This is a genomic window from Rhodococcus sp. PSBB066 (assembly GCF_017068255.1).
GTDB lineage: Bacteria > Actinomycetota > Actinomycetes > Mycobacteriales > Mycobacteriaceae > Rhodococcus > Rhodococcus aetherivorans.
Genome location: NZ_CP070859.1, coordinates 539,312 through 557,423, shown reverse-complemented (window position 1 = coordinate 557,423; position 18,112 = coordinate 539,312). Strand labels below are relative to the sequence as shown.

At 70.6% G+C, this 18,112-nt stretch carries 17 protein-coding genes and 3 tRNA genes; 9 read left to right on the top strand and 11 right to left on the bottom strand.

Translation table 11 applies throughout. The features are described from left to right. Positions 1-3: 3 nt before the first annotated feature. The gene (locus tag JYA75_RS02640; protein WP_050034390.1) at positions 4-1,515 is read left to right on the top strand and encodes a glycosyltransferase family 39 protein; all 1,512 of its coding nucleotides are present in this window, start codon (positions 4-6) and stop codon (positions 1,513-1,515) included. 4 nt (positions 1,516-1,519) lie between these two features. Here the strand turns inward: JYA75_RS02640 and JYA75_RS02635 are convergent, their stop codons facing one another. From JYA75_RS02635 to JYA75_RS02615, 5 genes are all read right to left on the bottom strand, one after another. Further along, positions 1,520-2,374 (bottom strand): class I SAM-dependent methyltransferase, encoded by an 855-nt coding sequence (locus tag JYA75_RS02635; RefSeq protein ID WP_185713458.1) that lies wholly within the window; start codon positions 2,372-2,374, stop codon positions 1,520-1,522. 144 nt (positions 2,375-2,518) lie between these two features. Beyond that, the gene (locus tag JYA75_RS02630; RefSeq protein ID WP_006932777.1) at positions 2,519-3,418 is read right to left on the bottom strand and encodes a glycosyltransferase family 2 protein; all 900 of its coding nucleotides are present in this window, start codon (positions 3,416-3,418) and stop codon (positions 2,519-2,521) included. After that, complete coding sequence (locus JYA75_RS02625; protein ID WP_029547044.1) at positions 3,415-4,239, bottom strand: ABC transporter ATP-binding protein; 825 nt, start codon at positions 4,237-4,239, stop codon at positions 3,415-3,417. Before JYA75_RS02625 ends, JYA75_RS02630 begins: the two co-directional genes overlap by 4 nt. Positions 4,240-4,251: 12 nt before the next feature. Beyond that, on the bottom strand, positions 4,252-5,127 hold the full coding sequence (locus JYA75_RS02620; protein ID WP_006932781.1) for an ABC transporter permease: 876 nt from the start codon (positions 5,125-5,127) through the stop codon (positions 4,252-4,254). 38 nt (positions 5,128-5,165) lie between these two features. After that, on the bottom strand, positions 5,166-5,753 hold the full coding sequence (locus JYA75_RS02615; RefSeq protein ID WP_029547045.1) for a bacterial proteasome activator family protein: 588 nt from the start codon (positions 5,751-5,753) through the stop codon (positions 5,166-5,168). Positions 5,754-5,908: 155 nt separating this feature from the next. Here JYA75_RS02615 and JYA75_RS02610 point away from each other — a divergent pair, with 155 nt between their 5' ends. Then, entirely contained in the window at positions 5,909-7,117 is a 1,209-nt protein-coding gene (locus JYA75_RS02610) for a cysteine desulfurase-like protein (RefSeq protein ID WP_185713459.1), read from the top strand. 14 nt (positions 7,118-7,131) lie between these two features. Here JYA75_RS02610 and JYA75_RS02605 read toward each other — a convergent pair whose 3' ends face one another. Then, positions 7,132-8,118: an NAD(P)H-quinone oxidoreductase gene (locus JYA75_RS02605; protein ID WP_006932790.1), complete on the bottom strand. Its 987-nt coding sequence runs from the start codon at positions 8,116-8,118 to the stop codon at positions 7,132-7,134. A 96-nt stretch (positions 8,119-8,214) separates the two neighbouring features. Here JYA75_RS02605 and JYA75_RS02600 point away from each other — a divergent pair, with 96 nt between their 5' ends. The 4 genes from JYA75_RS02600 to JYA75_RS02585 all read left to right on the top strand — a co-directional run bounded on the left by JYA75_RS02600 (position 8,215) and on the right by JYA75_RS02585 (position 11,388). After that, complete coding sequence (locus JYA75_RS02600; protein ID WP_006932792.1) at positions 8,215-8,703, top strand: MarR family transcriptional regulator; 489 nt, start codon at positions 8,215-8,217, stop codon at positions 8,701-8,703. A gap of 10 nt (positions 8,704-8,713) precedes the next feature. Further along, positions 8,714-8,798 (top strand) — tRNA-Ser (locus JYA75_RS02595). A 140-nt stretch (positions 8,799-8,938) separates the two neighbouring features. Beyond that, positions 8,939-10,288 (top strand): DUF1254 domain-containing protein, encoded by a 1,350-nt coding sequence (locus JYA75_RS02590; protein WP_221776168.1) that lies wholly within the window; start codon positions 8,939-8,941, stop codon positions 10,286-10,288. Between the two features lie 128 nt (positions 10,289-10,416). After that, the gene (locus JYA75_RS02585; protein WP_185713460.1) at positions 10,417-11,388 is read left to right on the top strand and encodes an alpha/beta hydrolase family protein; all 972 of its coding nucleotides are present in this window, start codon (positions 10,417-10,419) and stop codon (positions 11,386-11,388) included. Between the two features lie 9 nt (positions 11,389-11,397). Here JYA75_RS02585 and JYA75_RS02580 read toward each other — a convergent pair whose 3' ends face one another. Continuing rightward, positions 11,398-13,083, bottom strand: coding sequence for a bifunctional UDP-sugar hydrolase/5'-nucleotidase (locus JYA75_RS02580; RefSeq protein ID WP_185713461.1), 1,686 nt, complete (start codon positions 13,081-13,083; stop codon positions 11,398-11,400). Between the two features lie 106 nt (positions 13,084-13,189). Next, positions 13,190-14,275, bottom strand: a complete 1,086-nt coding sequence (gene hisC, locus JYA75_RS02575) for a histidinol-phosphate transaminase (protein ID WP_029547050.1) — start codon at positions 14,273-14,275, stop codon at positions 13,190-13,192. Between the two features lie 63 nt (positions 14,276-14,338). Between hisC and JYA75_RS02570 the strand changes: the two genes are divergently transcribed. The 3 genes from JYA75_RS02570 to JYA75_RS02560 all read left to right on the top strand — a co-directional run bounded on the left by JYA75_RS02570 (position 14,339) and on the right by JYA75_RS02560 (position 15,362). Beyond that, on the top strand, positions 14,339-15,046 hold the full coding sequence (locus JYA75_RS02570; protein WP_029547051.1) for a dienelactone hydrolase family protein: 708 nt from the start codon (positions 14,339-14,341) through the stop codon (positions 15,044-15,046). A 76-nt stretch (positions 15,047-15,122) separates the two neighbouring features. Further along, positions 15,123-15,214 (top strand) — tRNA-Ser (locus JYA75_RS02565). 75 nt (positions 15,215-15,289) lie between these two features. Then, positions 15,290-15,362: transfer RNA gene (locus tag JYA75_RS02560), tRNA-Arg, on the top strand. 79 nt (positions 15,363-15,441) lie between these two features. On the opposite strand, the gene JYA75_RS02555 is transcribed toward JYA75_RS02560, so the two are convergent. From JYA75_RS02555 to JYA75_RS02545, 3 genes are all read right to left on the bottom strand, one after another. After that, positions 15,442-16,794, bottom strand: a complete 1,353-nt coding sequence (locus tag JYA75_RS02555) for an MBL fold metallo-hydrolase (protein ID WP_044475696.1) — start codon at positions 16,792-16,794, stop codon at positions 15,442-15,444. A gap of 87 nt (positions 16,795-16,881) precedes the next feature. Then, positions 16,882-17,655 (bottom strand): sulfite exporter TauE/SafE family protein, encoded by a 774-nt coding sequence (locus tag JYA75_RS02550; protein WP_050034394.1) that lies wholly within the window; start codon positions 17,653-17,655, stop codon positions 16,882-16,884. Positions 17,656-17,673: 18 nt separating this feature from the next. Further along, positions 17,674-18,099, bottom strand: coding sequence for a very short patch repair endonuclease (locus tag JYA75_RS02545; protein WP_006932816.1), 426 nt, complete (start codon positions 18,097-18,099; stop codon positions 17,674-17,676). Positions 18,100-18,112 lie beyond the last annotated feature (13 nt).

The window sequence follows — 18,112 nt, the reverse complement described above, 5'->3', positions numbered from 1 at the left end:
CCGATGGCCGATCGGACCACGGCGTGCGCGCGGGATGCTGTCCTCATCGCACTGCTGGGTTCGATCGTCGCAGCGTTGGGCACCGGGCGGCCCTCCTTCTGGTACGACGAGCTGGCCACCCTCTCGGTGGCGCAGCGCTCCCGCGTCGACCTGGACCGGGTGCTCGGTAACGTCGACATCGTCCACGGCCTCTACTACGTGGCGATGCGGTACTGGTTCGCCGTCTTCGGGGCTTCGGAATTCTCGGCGCGGCTGCCGAGCGTCCTGGCCGTGGGCGCCGCGGCCGGGGGTGTGGTCGTGCTGGGCTGGAAACTCGCCGACCGGCGGCTGGGCGTGCTCGCGGGTGTCGTCTTCCTGCTGCTGCCGCGCGTGACGTGGGCTGCGGTCGAGGCCCGCAGCTATGCCCCGTCCGCGGCCGCCGCCGTATGGCTGACCGTGCTGCTGCTCGTGGCGTGCGAGTCGGGCCGGGTCCGATGGTGGCTGGCGTACGCCGCTGTGCTCGCACTGTCGGTGGTGCTGTTCCTGTACACGGTCGCGCTGATACCGGCCCATCTGATCACCGTGGCGTTGCGGGGTGACCTGCGGCGCCGCGGACTCGCGTGGCTGGGGGCGGTCGTGGCGGGGTCGGCGGCGGCGAGCCCGCTCGTGCTGGAGGCGTTCGCCCAGGCGGGGCAGACCACGTGGATTCCGCCGCTCGACCGGAACCTGCCGCGGATCGTGTGGGAGTACCAGTGGTTCGTGGGCGCCCCCTGGTTCGCGGCGGCATTCACGGTCCTGGTCGTCGTGGGGCTCGTCGCGTCTGTGCGGCGACGCATGCGGGCGCAGCGGCACGGTGTTCTCGCGGTGGCCGTGCCGTGGATCGTCGTGCCGATGGCGATGCTCGTGGCGTACTCGCTCGTCGCGTCCCCGGTCTACCTGGACCGGTATCTGACGTTCACGACGCCGGCGGTAGCCCTCATCGGTGCGGTCTCCGTCGCCGCCGTGGCCGTGCGGCCGTGGGTGACGGTCGGTGTCACCGGTGCGCTGGTGCTGCTGACCGTGCCGTCGTTCGTCGCGCAGCGCTCCCCGTGGTCCGACCCCAGCGGCATGGACTTCAGCACGGTCAACCGCGACGTCGCCGGCCGGCTGGCGCCGGGCGACTGTGTGCTGTTCGGCGGCGCCGCATGGAACCCGGCGTCGCAGCGGCTGGTGCAGACCGCGCGCCCGGACACGTTCGCGGGGACCCGCGACCTGGGGCTCGGACGGACCGCGGCCGCCGAGGGCTGGCTGTGGGACGAGAATCTCCCGTTCCAGGCTGTCGCGGGGCAGTTGCCCACGTGCGAGGTGGTGTGGTTCTTCGCGGACGCCGAGCGGACGACCGAGCAGCGGGTCTATCACACGTCGAATCAGTGGTGGACGCTTCCACCGCACCGGTTCGAGTCGACCCCGGAGTACGCCGGGCTCGTGCATGCCGGTTTCCGGATCGACGAGCGCCGGCAGTTCAACGTCAGCCAGGTGATCCGTTTCGTGCGGTGACGGTTCACCGCAGTTGCACGACGACCTGCTCGTTGTCGGCCGTGTAGGCGAGGTACTCGAACGCCGTACCGGTGCGCGCGACGAACTCGGTCCACGCCCGGTACTCGTGCCGCTGCCAGCCGGGATAGTTGAAGAACTCGTCGAACACCAGCACGGTGCCGGGCACCAGGCGGTCCTCGAGCAGGTCGAGCACCGTCGTCGTGGACGAGTAGAGGTCGGCGTCGAGGTGGACGAACGCGACGTCGCCGGGATGTGCGGCGAGGAAGCGGGGAAGGGTGTCGGCGAACAGGCCGGGCACCAGCTCGGCGCCGGGCACGTCGGGCGGGGTGTCCTGCGCGAACTCCCCGGCGGGGAACCCGCTGCGCCATGCCTCCGGCAGTCCGGTGAAGACGTCGAACCCGAACACCGGGTGGTCCGCGCCCAACGCGTCGGCGACGATCCGCAACGTGGTGCCCGACGCGACCCCGAACTCGAGGGCCAGGCCGGGCCGGGACACCCGGTCGAGCGCGAACCGCAGGGTGTCGTGCGGGGTGTCGAGGACCGCGGCGGTGGGCATGTTCGCGACCGCGAACGCCGCGGCGGTGTCGGTCGCGGCGCGGTCCATCGCATAGCGCAGGTCGCGGCGCTGCCGGTGCTCGAGATCGGCGACGCGGTCCCGGAGCAGGCCCACCTCCGAACGGGTCTGTGCGAGCTCGGCCAGTACCTGCCGCAGCTCCGCGGTGGTCGCGGTCAGCTCGGCGAGAATCCGGTCGTGGTGGTTCTCCTGCAGCTCGCGGGTGCGTCGCGCCGAGAGGTCGACGACTTCGGCGACGGCACGCTGCAGCTTGCCCCGGGTCGTCGCCCGCCAACGCCCCAGCATCGCGCCCTCCCGTGCCCGTCGAGACCTAGCCCCGAACCTAGACAGTGGGCCGATAGGGCGCAATCGCGCCCTCCCACCCGGCCGAATGTCACATTGCGCCGGTTCCATCGACGCAATGTGACATTCGGCCCGATAGTCGGTCCCTCACACAGGCCGCTCGAACCGTTCCTGCCGGCCCAGCTTGCGCAGCCGCACCCATTCGCGGAGCGCGGCAGGGTCCCGGCGGCTGACGAGGAAGTACCAGCCGAACCGCACCCATTCCTGTGGCAGCAACCGGCGCAGACCGGGCTGTGAGAGCAGGTAGCCGCGGTTGCGGTAGGTGAAGAACCGCTTCGTGTCGTTGTCCGGGTATTGGGTGTGCATCCGGCCGCCGAGGATCGGCTTGAACTCGTCGGCGCCGTTGGGGTGCAGATAGGCGGTGCGCAGGCAGGTGCCGAACGGCAGACCCGAGCGGACCAGGCGACGGTGCACCTCCACCTCGTCGCCGCGCACGAACAGCCGCAGGTCCGGCACGCCCACCGCGTCGATCGCGGCGGCGGTGAACAGGGCGCCGTTGAACAGCGACGCGATGCCCGGCAACAGATCGTCGCTCTCGACGTCGCCGAGTTCGCTGCGGTGACGACGCCACGCCACGCCCCGGCGCAACGGGAACGCGAGACGGTCGGGGTCGTCGATGTCGCACACCACCGGCGACACCTCCGCCAGGCCGTGCCGCTGCGCGCACTCGAGCAGTGTCGCGAGGACATCGGGGCCCTCCGGGCGGCCGTCGTCGTCGGCGAGCCACACCCGGTCCGCACCGAGCGACAGCGCGTACAGCATGCCCAGGGCGAAGCCGCCGGCGCCGCCGAGGTTGTGCTTGGACCCGAGGTAGCTGGTGGGCAGGGGGCACGATTCGACGAGGTCGCGCACGGCCTCCTCGTCGGCGTTGTCGACGACCACCAGGTGGTCGAGCGGCCGGGTCTGGGCGCTCAGGACCTTCAGCGACTGTGCCAGCTGCTCGCGCCGCCGGTGGGTGACCACCACCCCGACGATGCGTTCGCTCACGCCGAGCGCTCCTGCGGCAGCCCCTGCTCGCGTTCCAGCTCGGCGATGACGTGATGCACATGGTCGGCCGCGTCGTCGCCCTCGTAGGCGCGCACGACCTCCTCGATGCCGCCCTCCATGCGGATCTGCCCGTGGTCGATCCACAGCGCGCGCTCGCACAGTTGCGCGAGGAACTCGTTGGAGTGGCTGGCGAAGACGAGGATGCCGGAGCGTTCCACGAGCTTCTGCAGGCGCACCCGCGCCTTCTTCATGAAGTCGGCGTCGACCGCGCCGATGCCCTCGTCGAGCAGCAGGATCTCGGGGTCGATGCTGGTGACCACGCCCATCGCGACGCGGACCCGCATGCCGGTCGAATACGTGCGCAGCGGCATGTTCAGGTACTCGCCGAGCTCGGTGAACTCGGCGATCTCGTCCATCTTCGCGAGCATCTGCTTGCGGGTCTGACCGAGGAACAGCCCGCGGATGATGATGTTCTCGTAGCCGGAGATCTCCGGGTCCATGCCCACGCCGAGGTCGAACACCGGCGCGACGCGGCCCCGAATCCGGGCGCTGCCGCGCGTGGGCTCGTAGATCCCCGCCAGCAGCCGCAGCAGTGTGGACTTGCCGGCGCCGTTGTGACCGACGAGGCCGATGCGGTCGCCTTCCTTCAGCGACAGGGTGATGTCGCGCAGCGCCTCCACCACCACCACGTCGGAGTTGTTGCGGCCGATCGAACCGCCGGCCTTGCCGAGGAACGCCTTCTTCAGCGACCGGGTCTTCGCGTCGAAGATCGGGAAGTCGACGCACGCGCCGCGCGTCTCGATGCTCACATGTTCGGTCATGATGACGGCCCCTTAGACCCAGTAGGGCACGCGGGCCCGGTACTTACGCAGCGCCAGCAGCGCCAGTCCCCAGCCGGCCACGGTGATCGCCAGCACGATGTACCAGTGGTAGGCCTGCTGGTCCTGGCCGATCATCGGCGCCCGGATGATGTCGAGGTAGTGGAACAGCGGGTTGATCTCGGCCAGCTTGACGCGCTGGGCGGCCTGCCCGCCCTGCGCCTCGAGGCTCTGCGTCGTCCACATGATCGGGGTGAGCACGAACAGCAGCAGTGTGAGGCTGGACAGGATCGGGGCGATGTCGCGGTAGCGGGTGGCGAAGATGCCGAACAGGATCGCCACCCAGACGGCGTTGAGCACGATCAGGCCCAGCGCCGGGATCGCCGCGAGGGACGTCCAGGTCAGGTCTCGCCACACTCCGAAGGCGAAGATCATGATCACGTAGATCACGAGGTTGTGGGCGAAGAACAGCAACTGCCGCCACACGAGCCGGTAGATGTGCACGCTCAGCGCCGACGGCAACTGCTTGATCAGGCCCTCGTTGGCGATGAACACCTCCGAGCCCTCCAGGATGGAGGCGCTGATCATGTTCCAGACGATCAGTCCGACCGTCACGTACGGCAGGAACTCGTCGAGCGGAATGTCCAGCAGCGCGGCGTACAGGATGCCGATGGCGGTGGCCTGGACACCGGTGGCGATGGTGATCCAGAACGGACCGATGACCGAGCGCCGGTAGCGCTGCTTGATGTCCTGCCAGGCCAGGCTGAGCCACAGCTCGCGCTGGGCGAAGCCGTCGCGCAGATCCTTCAGGCCGCGCCGGAAGGTCTGCGAATCCGACACCACCGGAGAGTCCGCGGCGGTGGGCTCGGGATCGAGGGCAGAAGCTGACACGAGGTCCGAGCCTACCGGGGATCGTGGTCGGGCCGTCGCTACAGGTACTGACCGGTACCCGGGGCACCCGGTCCCGGGCCGTGCCGTTCGTCGGGGCGAGGTCCGCCCCCCAGCATGCCCGGCGGCAGCGCACCCTGACGCATCTGCTCGAGCTGCGCCCGCGCCGCCATCTGCTGCGCGAACAGTGCCGTCTGGATGCCGTGGAACAGGCCCTCGAGCCAACCGACGAGCTGAGCGTGCGCGATCCGCAGCTCCGCGTCGGACGGCACCTCGTCCTGACCGAAGGGCAACGCGAGCCGTTGGAGTTCCTCGCGCAGTTCCGGGGCGAGGCCCTCGCCGAGCTCCTGGATGGAGGACTGGTGGATCTCGCGCAGACGGGCACGGCTCGCATCGTCGAGCGGCGCGGCGCGGACCTCCTCGAGCAGCTGCTTGATCATGGTGCCGATCCGCATGACCTTCGCCGGCTGCTCGACCATGTCGGCGAGCGACTCGGCGTCATCCGGCTTCTCCTGGGGCTCGGCGGCGGACTCCCGCGGATCACCGGAGGCGGTACCGTCGCGCTGGACCGCGACGGGATTGCCGTCGGGTCCGATCACGAGGACGTGCTCATTCTCCGAATGCGTCATGGTTCCATCTTGTCCTCTCGCCGGTGCCGTTGCCGAGTCAGGTTCCCGATACGGGAGGTTTCACCCGACATTGCGCTCCGTACGTGCACCTTCGGAGGGCGTACGGGACCGACGTGGACGACACACGATTGACACCGGGATTTAGAGTGTCACGCATGGCTTACGACGTTGCCCGGATCCGGGGGTTGATTCCCTCGCTCGGCGACGGTTGGATCCATCTCGACCCACAGGCCGGAATGCAGATTCCCGACGCGGTCTCCCGCGCGGTGTCGACGGCATTCCGCAACGCCGCGGCGTCCCCGACGGGCCGGCACACCTCCAACCGTCGGAGCGTGTCGCTGCTGCAGGCGGCGCGCGTCGCCGTCGCCGATCTCGTCGGCGGTGACCCGGCGGGTGTGGTGCTCGGACCGGATCGGGCGGTCCTGCTGGCCTGGCTCGCGGAGTCGCTCAGTTCCCGGCTCGGGCTCGGCACCGGGCTCGTGCTGTCCCGGCTGGACGACGAGGCCAACGTGGCACCGTGGCTGCGCGTCGCGAGCCGCTACGGCGCCCAGGTCCGGTGGGCCGAGGTCGAGATCGAGACGTGCGAGCTGCCGAGCTGGCAGTTCGAGGAACTGATCACTCCCACCACCCGGCTCGTCGCGCTGACCGCCGCGTCGTCGCTCGTAGGTTCCGCGCCGGACGTGCGCGTCGCCGCCGACCGGCTCCACGAGGTCGGCGGGCTCATGGTGGTCGACGCAGCCGGGGCCGCGCCCTACGCGCACGTCGACATCCACGAACTCGGCGCCGACGTGCTCGCGGTCAACGCGTCCGCGTGGGGGGGACCGCAGGTCGGCGCCCTGGTGTTCCGCGACCCGGCGCAACTCGACCGGATCCCGGCGGTCTCCCTGGATCCGCACGCACGCGGCCCCGAGCGGCTCGAAGTCGGCGGCCATCAGTTCGCGATGCTCGCCGGGCTCGTCACGTCCGTCGACTTCCTCGCGGCCCTCGACGACGAGGCGACCGGCACGCGCCGCGAGCGTCTCGAAACGTCGATCAGTTCGCTGCAGGGCTACCAGGACCAGCTGTTCGAGCGGCTGATGCGCCTGCTCGACAACCTGCCCGACGTGATGGTGATCGGCCGTGCGTCGAGCCGCGTGCCGACGCTGAGCTTCACCGTCGCGGGGGTGCCCGCCGAGAAGGTCGCCGCGCATCTCGCCGACCGTCGCATCGCCACCGTCGCGGTCAGCCGCGGCACGAGCCGCCTGCTCGACTCGCTCGGCGTCAGCGACGAGGGCGGCGCGGTCACCATCGGCCTGGCCCCGTACACCACCCGCTACGAGCTCGACCAGCTGGTGCGCGAGCTGCGCAACCTCACCGCCTCCTGACCGGGCCGACCGGCCTAGTGCCGATCGATGCGCAGCACGACCTTGCCGACGGTGTCGGGGGAATCCAGCATCTCGTGGGCCCGCGCGGCCTCGGTGATCGGCACCTCTGCGTGTACGACGGGCCGGACCTGGGCCTCGGCGATCATCGGCCACACGTGCTCGCGAACCTGCGCGACGATCGTGCTCTTGCCGGAACGGCCGGTCTCCGGCCGCCCGCGCAGGCCCGTGGCGAGGACGTGCCCGCGCTTGGCGAGCAGCTTGCCGAGGTTGAGCTCGCCCTTCGCGCCGCCCTGCATGCCGATCACCACGAGCCGGCCGTCGGGGGAGAGCACGTCGACGTTGCGGGACAGGTAGGCCGCGCCCATGTTGTCGAGCACCACGTCGGCGCCGCCGAACCGGCCTCGGACCTCGGCGACGAAGTCCTGCGAGCGGTAGTCGATCGCGAGGTCGGCGCCGAGCTCACGGCAGTAGTCGAGCTTGCCGGCCGACGCGGTCACCGCGACCTTCGCGCCCAGCGCCTTGCCGACCTGGATGGCGTGGGTGCCGATGCCGCCCCCACCGCCGTGCACGAGCAGCACCTCACCGCGGCGCAGGCCCGCCGCCATCACCACGTTCGACCACACGGTGCACGCCACCTCGGGCAGTGACGCCGCCACCGCGAGATCCACGCCCTCCGGCACGGGCAGGACCTGTCCGGCGGGGACGACGACCTGCTCGGCGTAGCCGCCGCCGGTCAGCAGCGCGCACACCCGGTCGCCGATCGACCAGCCGCTCACGCCCTCACCGAGTTCGGCGATCACCCCCGAGCATTCGAGACCCAGGACGTCGCTCGACCCGGGCGGCGGCGGGTACAGGCCGCGGCGCTGCAGCAGATCGGCACGGTTGACGGCCGTCGCGGCCACGTCGATCAGGACCTGTCCGGGACCGGGGGTGGGGTCGGGCTGCTCGGCCCACTGCATGACCCCGGAGCCGCCGGGTTCGGTGATCGTGATTGCGCGCATGGGTTCGACGCTATCGCGACACGCCGACGCAGGGGCGACACGCAGCGAACTGACCGGCGAGTAACGCAGACGACGGCCTGCCTCTACACTGCCCGCGTGACAGCCGAACTGCATGCCGACCGTCCCGATCCGCGCTGGCTCGACACGGACGAGCAGCGGGCATGGCGGGCCTACATCGACGGCAATCACCGGCTCATGGATCGACTCAATCGCGACCTGCAGGAGGCGCACGGCCTGTCCCTGGCCGAGTACCGGATCCTGGTGCTGCTCTCCGAGGCTCCCGACGGGGCGCTGCGCATGAGCGACCTCGCCGACGGGGTGCTGTCGTCCCGCAGTCGCCTCACCCACCAGATCCGCCGCATGGAGGCCGCGTCGATGGTGGTGCGCAGTTCCTGCCTCGAGGACGGCCGCGGCGTCCTCGCCACCCTCACCGACGAAGGCCGCCGCCGGCTCACCGAGGCCGCGCCCACGCACGTCGCCGGGGTGCGCCGCAACCTCGTCGACCTGCTCACGAGGACACAGATCCGGACCCTCTCCGAGATCTTCACCAAGGTGGAGGCGGCCGTCGACGACAGGTGTGGTTAGGATTTGGCACGGAAGCGTGGCAGAGCGGCCGAATGCACTCGCCTTGAAAGCGAGCGTCGTGAGAGCGACCGGGGGTTCAAATCCCTCCGCTTCCGCCGGAAGGAGAGCCCGTCACCTGCGGCGTGTGTGCAGGTGACGGGCTTCGTCGTCGGACGCGCGCAGGTGGCACCGGAGCGCCCGGATCCGACGGCGAGTGTCGCTCCAGGAACGCGTTCTCGCCTCCTACACTGACGGAATGGCCGGCACAGCAGCTCGGGCGGCGGCAGCGCTCGCGGTGGGCCTGCTGACCGCCTGCGCGGCGCCGCATCCGGCAGCGGAACCGGAGCGGACGGCGGTCGACGTGGCCACCGACGGCTACGTCTACGGCTACGCGCCCGTGACGCTCGCGCGGACCCGGGCGAACATGCTCTGCCTGCTGCCGGTGAACCGGCTCCACCACCAGTCCGCGACGGCCGATCCCACCTCGCGCGTCGTCGTCGCCCCCAACGTCGACACGCTGTATTCGATTGCGTGGCTGGATCTTCGGGAAGGACCGGTGCTGCTCACGCACCCGGAGGCGGGGGATCGGTACTTCGACTTCCAATTTCTCGACATCTATACCGACGTCTTCGCCAACGTCGGCACCCGGGCGACGGGATCGGCCGCAGGCGCCCACGTCGTCGTCCCACCGGGATGGGACGGTCCGCTGCCGGCGGGAGCGGCCGTGATCGAGTCACCCACGTGGGACGCCTGGATGATCGGCCGGACTCTCGTCGAGGCGCAGACCGACCTCGAGGCCGCCCGGGCCGTGCAGCGGCAGTACTCGCTCACCGTGCTGACCGCCCCCGTCGCCGACGCGCCGCCACCGTTGCCGCCGACCGCGTGCGGAAGCAACCCCGACCCGCAGGCGCTCGCGGCGTCGGGGCCGCAGTTCTTCGACGAGTTGTCGGCGATCCTGGCCGCGAACCCACCACCGCCCGCCGACGGACCGTTGCTCGACGAACTCGCCGGCCTCGGGGTCGGGCCCGGCGCCCGGCCGAGTGCCGGGCCGGCGGACACCGTCGCCGCACTCGCCACCGGGGTGATCCGCGGCGAGCGACGCATCCGGGACCTCGTCGACTCGGGCGAGCAGTCCGGTGCGGTGTGGGGCTCGCTGGCGACCGCGGGCCGGTACGGCACCGACTACCTGCAGCGCGCGGTGGTCGCGACGATCGGGCTCGGCGCGAACGTGCCGGAGGAATCGACGTACCACGTGGCCCGCACCGCGGCGGACGGATCGGCGCTGCGGGGCGAGGCCGGTTACCTCCTGCGCTTCCCGCCCGAGGGGCCGCCGGTGGACGACCGCGGCTTCTGGTCCGTCACCGTGTACGGCCCCGACATGTTCCTCGTCGCCAACCCTGTCGACCGCTACGCCGTCGGCGACCGGACGCCCGGACTGGTCCGTGGTCCCGACGGTGCGCTCGACGTGTGGGTCTCGTCCCGGCCGCCGGTGTCGGGCGGCTCGAACTGGCTGCCGGCGCCGCCCGGGAAATTCGTGCTGATGTTCCGGTCGTACCTGCCGACGGACCGGGCGTGGACCCCGCCGGAACCGACCTCACAGCCGTAGCCGGCGACGCGGTGCCCCACCGTCACCAAGGGCGGCGATCCGCGTTGGTGACGAGCCCCACTTTCTTGACCCGCCCCGGTCCGTACTGTGGAATCGGATTTTCCGAAGTCGGGGGACGAAGGAAGTTGATGCTCAGAGCTGTGGTCGCGACGCTCGTCGCGGCGTTCGTTTTGCCACTGTCCGTGACGTCCGTCGTGTCCGCCGAGCCGGCGGCATCCGCGCGGGTGGATCGGGTGGAGTCCCTCACCGCTCGACGCTCGGCGGTGTTCGTGTCCTCGCCGTCGATGCAGCGGGTCGTCCAGGTGCAGGTCCTGCACCCCGCCGGGGACGGGCCGCGCCCGTCCCTCTACCTGCTCGACGGCGTCAGCGCCGGCGCCGAGTCGGACTACCGCGAGAGCACGTGGACGCAGCGCACGGACCTCGTCGACTTCGTCGCCGACAAGAACGTGAACGTGGTGCTGCCGATCGGCGGTACCGCCAGCTACTACACGGACTGGCTCGCGCCGGACCCCGTTCTGGGCGTGAACGCGTGGGAGACCTTCCTGACGAAGGAACTGCCGCCGCTGATCGACGCCCGCTTCGCGGGCAACGGAGTGAACGCCATCGGCGGACTGTCGATGGGCGCGACGGGGGCGGCGAGCCTGATCGCCCGGAATCCGGACCTGTACCGGGGCGTGGCCGCGCTGAGCGGTTGCCTGGACGCATCGAAGGCGTCCGCGCAGGACGCGGTGCGCGGGACCGTCGCCTACAAGGGCGGCAATCCGGACAACATGTGGGGTGCACCGGGGGATCCGGCGTGGGCGGCACACGACCCGTACGCCCTGGCAGAGCGGCTGCGCGGCAAGGAGATCTTCATCAGCACCGGCAACGGCCTGCCCGGCCCGTACGACGTCGGCCCCGACGCGGAGGCTCTCGACGTGGGCGGACCGCTCGAGGTCGGCGCCTTCGTGTGCACGATCGGCTTCGACCGGCGGCTGCGGGAGCTGAGAATCCCCGCCACCATCGTCTACCGCCCGTACGGCACGCATTCGTGGCCCTACTGGCAGGACGACCTGCGCACCGCCTGGCCGACGCTCGAACGCGCCCTCGGTCTCGGCTGAGCGGTTCCGTCAGGGCAGCGCGATGCGGTCGGTGGCCGGCGGCGGGACGGGCGCGTGCTGTGCCAGGTAGTCGTTCAGGGCGTCGAGCTCGGCACCCGCCCCCGTCGCCCGTCGCGCCTGTGTGAACCCGGTGAATCCGTCGCCGCCCTCGGCGAGGAACCCGTTGACGACCACCCGGTAGGCCGCGGCCGCATCGAGCGGCCGATCGGCGATCGTGACATCCCGGATCCGGCTGCCGGGCGCCGCGGCCCGGTCGAGGACGTAGCGCAGGGTGTGCGACGGCGCGAGGATCCGTTCGCGGCCCGCGCCGGTTCCGTCCTGCTGGAACTGCTGCTCGAGGATCCCGACCAGTTCCGCACCGGTGAGCTCGAGCACCTGCAGCCGGTTCCCGAACGGCTGGGCTGCGTAGGCGTCGCCGTAGGTGACGACCCCGTCACCGGAATGCAGCAGGTCGGCGCGCACTCCACCGGGATTCGTGAGCGCGAGCTGCGCCCCGGCGGGTTCGGCGGCCGCCAGCTGCGCGTCCGCGACGAGGTTGCCGAGGGCCGACTCGCCGCTGGGCGCGGTATCGCGGGTCAGGTCGGCGGCGATGCGGCCGACGACGCGTTCGGCGACGTCGCGCGACTCGTCGACGGCCCGGTCCACGAACTGCTGCGTGCGCGGGTCGGGGGCGATGTCGTGCGTCACGATCTGATTGAACGCGTGGGTGCGGTCGCGCAGCACGTCGCGGCTCTCCCGGTCGATCGTCAGGTCCGCGACCGAGATGATGCGCCCGTGCGAGGCGCCCTGCAGCACGGTCCGGGGACTGCCCGCCGGGTCGGGGTAGCTGCAGTTGAAACTGTCGTCGCCGTCCGCGGTGACGATGACATCCACCTTCGGCGACACCTGGGTGGCGAGGCTGCGCGCGGGCCCGGCGGTGGCGTCGCACGGGTCGGTCCCGGCGGGCGGCGTCAACGCGCCCTTGTAGAGTAGGACGATCGAGCGGATGCCGAGGGCATCGAGCGCGTCGGCGGTGCGGTCGACGGCCGTGATCTCGTCGGTGAACTGCAGGCCGGCGATGTCGTCGCCGCGCACCACCTGCGGCGTGTCGTGGGGGGCGATGCCGATGACGCCGACCGGCACACCGTCGACGTAGTCCACGGTGAACGGCAGGGCCGCGGGGCTGCCGTCGGCGTCGGCGACGTTCGCCGCGATCAGCGGGAAGGTGGCTCCGGCGTACTCCTCGTCGTACCGGCAGCCCTCCGGGTGGCAGCCGCCGTCGCGCAGGCGCTGCAACTCGGCGTAGCCGTTGTCGAACTCGTGGTTGCCGAGGGCGGCCGCGGTCACGTCGAGGCCGTTGAGCAGGTCGACGGTGGGTTCGTCGTGGAACATCGCCGACTCGATCGGGGACGAGCCCCAGGTGTCGCCGACGGAGTAGAGCACCGAGTTGTCCGCCTGCGAGCGCAGCTGCCGGACGTAGGCGGCGAGATATGCGGCGCCGCCCGCCGGAACGGATGCGCCGTCGGAGCGGACGACCTCGCTGCGGGGGCCCTGGGGCGGGAGGAGGCTGCCGTGCAGGTCGCGGAAGGCGATGAGCCGCAGCGGCAGGGCGTCCGGGGGGATCGCGGTCGCGGGGGCCACGGCGAGCGACGTCCACAGCGCGCCGGTCAGCAGGGCCGCGGACAGGGTCCACCGGCGTGCCACGCCTGAACCCATCCGCACACTCCAACTTCCGTAGCCGACCGGACGAGTGTGCCAACGGATGGTCACGCGATCGCCACCCGGCGATAACGGTTGGGTCTCGTAGGCGTTCCTGCGCAGGTCAGGGCTTCGAGATTTCCGCGATCTCGACGCCCTTGCCGGTCGCAAATGCGAGGAACGCGTCGTTCTCGTGCGGATCGCCGATGGTCACCCGCACCCCGTCGTCCGCGTACTGGCGCACCAGCACACCGGCCTCCGCGCACGCCTCGGAGAACGCCGCCGACCGGTCACCGAGCGGCAACCACACGAAGTTGGCGTAGCTCTCCGGCACGGGATAGCCGGCGTCCACGAGCGCCGTCCGCACCCGGTCGCGCTCGGCGAGCACGCTGTCGGTGCGCTCGAGCAGTTCGTCGGCCGCCGCCAGGGACGCGATGGCCGCCTGCTGTGCGAGCGAGCTGACGCTGAACGGGGTGTGCACCTTGTTCAGGACCTTGATCACCGACGGGTCGCCGACGAGATAGCCGACCCGCAGGCCGGCCAGGCCGTAGGCCTTCGAGAAGGTCCGCAGCACCACGACGTTCGGCCGGCCGGCGGCGAGCGCGATCCCGTCCGCCTGCTCCTCGCCGGGCTTCGGGCGGGCGTATTCGAAGTAGGCCTCGTCGAGCGCGACGAGCACCTGCGGCGGCACCGCGTCGAGGAACCGTTCCAGCTCCGCTCTGCCCAGCAGCGCCCCGGTCGGGTTGTTGGGGTTGCAGACGAACACCACCCGGGTGCGGTCGGTGATCGCGGCGAGCATCGCGTCGAGGTCGTGGCCGTGCTCCGGGGTGTTGGGCACCGGCACCGACTTCGCGCCGGCCACCGCCGTCACCACCGGGTACGCCTCGAACGACCGCCAGGAGAACACGACCTCGTCGCCGTCGTTGCAGGTCGAGAGCACCAGTTCCTGGCACAGGCTCACCGAGCCGTTGCCCACGGCGATGTTCTCCGGCTTCACCCCCAGCCGCCCGGCCAGCGCGCCGATGAGCACGGCCGCCATGTTGTCCGGATACCGGTGGACCGTGTACGCCGCCTCGGCGATCGCGTCGCGCACGCTGGGCAGGGGACCGACGGTGGTCTCGTTGCTGGCGAGCTTGATCGCGCCCGGGAAACTGCGGCCGGGCACATAGGACGGGATCGAGGTGAGGTCGGGGCGGGTCCGTGGGGTCACCAGCCGATTATGCGCCCGGCGATTGCGTGCACGGTCGTGGTGGGTCGTGTCATCGTGGACGGTATGTCGGGAATCCACACTGCCGCGGCCCGGTTGCCGGACGGGTCGGGGCAGGTACCGCTGACCGTGTTTCGGCCGGAGGGTGCCATCCGCGGTGGCATCGTCGTGCTGCACGAATCCCGTGTGTTTCCGCCGGCCCTGCTGGCGTTCATGGAGGTTCTGGCTGCCGAGGGCTGGCTGGTCGTGGCTCCGAATCTGTTCCACCGCGAGTTCACCGAGGACGACGAGGTGTTCGGGCAGAACCTGTTCGACGACGTCGATGCCGCGATGGACTGGCTGGTACGCAGTGGGGTCTACCCGGACGCGGTCGGCGTGATCGGGTTCGACGACGCCGGGACGGCGGCGCTCATCGTCGCCGCCAATCGGCGGGTGGGTGCCGCGGTCACCGTCGCGGCGCACGGCATCGTGCAGCCGTTGCGGCCCGACGTTCCCGCACTCGTCGAGGCCGTGCGCAACCTGCAGGCGCCGTGGCTCGGTCTGTACGGCGAGGACGACCCGACCACCCCGACCGGCGACGTCGAGCAGCTGCGCGAGGCTGCCGGACAGGCCGACGCACCGACCCTGGTCATCGGTTACCCCGGCCTGGCGCATCGCCCCGACGAGCCGCCGGTCGAGCACGACACCGCCGATCCGGACACCGACCCGGCCGAGGCGGCGATCATCGACGCACGGCGCCGGATCTTCGACTGGTTCGACGCGCACCTGCGCTGACCAGGCGTTTTGCGTTTGCCGTCCGAACGTGTGTAATCTTTCGTCCCGGCGGTTCGAGAGAATCGAAACCCCCCAGGGAGGCGTGCCAGAGCGGCCGAATGGGACTCACTGCTAATGAGTTGTCCCCTTTACGGGGGACCGGAGGTTCAAATCCTCTCGCCTCCGCCACGTCGGTGCAGCGTCGCCGGCGACAACTGAATATGAGAAACAACTGCATACCAGAAACAACTACATACACGCACTGCGCCCGTAGCTCAACGGATAGAGCATCTGACTACGGATCAGAAGGTTAGGGGTTCGAATCCCTTCGGGCGCACAACGAAGAGCCCCTCACCCATTGTGGTGAGGGGCTCTCGCGTCGTGGCGGCCCCCCGGCCCCGACGATGGGGCAGGACCTACGACGTGCCGATCAGACCGTGGTCGTACGCATTCTCGAAGTCGTCGTTGACGAGGACGACGGTGCGGTCGATCCGGTCGATCATGGACGCGGCGACGGATGCCCGGTAGCCGGAGGCGCAGTGCACCCACACCTCCCCGCGGGGTACCTCGTCGAGCCGCTCGGCGAGGTCGTGCAGCGGGATGTTGACCGCTCCGCGCACGTGGCCGTCCTCGTACTCGTCCTTCTGGCGCACGTCGAGGACCCGGACCTGCTCGCTGTCGATCTCCCGGGTCAGCTCCGCGAAGTCCGAGACGCGGTACGACCGAAGTTCGTGTCCGTTGACCAGGGTGTGGATCTCGCCGACGGCCGCTCCGGCGAGTTCGTCGACGCCGATGCGGACCAGTTCGCGCTTGGCGTCGGCGATCTGCTCGTCGCTCTCGCCGATGAGGGTCAGTGGCGCACCCCACTTGTAGAGCCACCCCAGGTAGGTGACGAAGGAGGTGGACAGCTCGAAGCCGAGTGTGCCGCCCAGGTGTCCCGCGGCGAAGGCGGTGCGCTCGCGCAGATCGACGACCCACTCACCGGCGTCGATGCGCCGGCGCAGCTCGGCCGGGTCGACCGGCTCCGGCGCAGACAGGTCGAGCGGCGACGGACCCGCCCTGTTGATCACGCCCATGTGGGCGTAGTACGCGGGGTAGGTATTGAGTCCGGCGATGAGCTCGTCGACGTAGGCCTGCTCGTCGCGGGTCAGCGCCGGGTTGACGTCGCGTTGCTGCCCGACGGTGGACGAATCGCCGCTGGTGGGGGTCGCCGAGCAGAAGCTGCCGAAGCCGTGGGTGGGATACACCGGAGTGTCGGCCGGCACTTCGTCGGCGATCCGTCGCACGGAGCGGAACTGTGCGTGGGTCAGTTCCTCGGTGTACTGCGGGCCGACGAGATCGGTGCGGCCGGTCGAGCCGTACAGCATCGACCCGCCGGTGAAGATCCCGTGCGTGCCGCCGGTCGCGTCGAGCAGCACATAGCTGACGTGGTGGTGGGTGTGCCCGGGGGTGTGCATCACCCGCAGCCGGATGGGACCGGCGTCGATCAGGTCGCCGTCGTGGACGGCACGTCGCTCGTAGTCCACGTCGTCGCCGGCTGGAACGATGTACTCGGCCTCGACGGCGCGGGACAGTTCCAGCCCACCGGTGACGTAGTCGTTGTGGATGTGGGTCTCGAGGACATGGGTGATGCGCGCTCCGCGGTCGTTGGCGAGCGCGAGCACTCGATCGATGTCCCGCTGTGGATCCACGACGACGGCGACGTCCGCCTCGGTGACGAGATAGCTGCGATCGCCGAGGCTCGAGGTTTCGATGATCGATACGTCCATGTCGATGCCTTCCCACGGTACTTCCACTATGCCCCCGGATACCCCGGGGCGTACGAAGAATGCGTGGAGTGCGGGAAGAGTTTCGGCTCAGCGCAGGAACAGTGTGTCCACCAGCACGTACGCGGCCACGACGAAGACGAGATAGGCGAACCACCGCCGCAGCCGTCCGGTTTCCATGCGCGTGCCGAGGTGACCGGCGACAAGCGACGCGACGACCGCGGCCCCGGCGAACGCCGCCGTGATCGACCAGTCGATGTCGGCGTCCCCGAGATGCGCGATCAGCCCGGCCGCCGAGTTGGCGACGATGACGACGAGGGAGGTCCCGACGGCGACGCCCATCTCCAATCCGAGGAGCATCACCAGCGCGGGGATGATCAGGAAGCCGCCGCCGACGCCGAACAGGCCGGTCAAGAAGCCCACCCCCAGGCCGGCCGGGATCGCCCTCGGCGCGCATCGCTTCCAGTCGATGCCGAAGTCGCCGGTCTTGCACGCGGTCCCGGCGTCGTCGCTCTCGCGCAGCATCCGGATCCCCGCGACCACCATCACGACGGCGAAGCCCACCAGCAGCACCGGTTGCGGCAGCAGCGTGCCCACAGCCGTGCCGGCGAACGTCGCGGGGATGCCGGCCGCGGCGAACACCGCGGCCAGCCGCCAGTCGACCTGCCCGGCCCGAGCCTTGGGGATCGCCCCGGACAGGGCTGCGGCCCCGACGACGATCAGCGAGATCGGGATGGCCTGGCGGAAGTCGAGTCCGAGGCCGTACACCAGGGCGGGGACCGCCAGGATGGATCCGCCGCCCCCGAGGAGGCCGAGCAGGACCCCGATGACCGCTCCGAGAACGAGCGCGATCGCCGGTTGCACCGCTTCCTCCTTCGCCGGTCAGGAATCGGCAGTACCCGGTCCCGCCGCGAACAATGCGGCCTGCACCCGATCCGCGGCCTCCGCGGGGTCCTCGTGCTCCCAGATCCGCACCGCCGTCCATCCGGCCGCGGCGAGCGCCGCGTCGGTGTCCCGGTCCCGGGCCACGTTCCCGGCGAGCTTGGCGGCCCACCACTCGGCGTTGTTCTTCGGATCGGTGGCGTGCTGCGGGCAACGATGCCAGAAGCACCCGTCGACATACACCGCAACGCGGCGGCGCGGGAACACCAGGTCGGCGCGACGACGGATCCCCGGCAGGGGAGCACGATCGACGAAGTAGCGCACCCCGCGACGATGCAACTCCCGGCGCAGGGCCACCTCGGGGACGGTGTCCCTGCGCCGCTGCCGGCTCATCCGGGCGCTGGTCTGCGGATCGGTGGAGGGCACGGCGGTCGGCTCC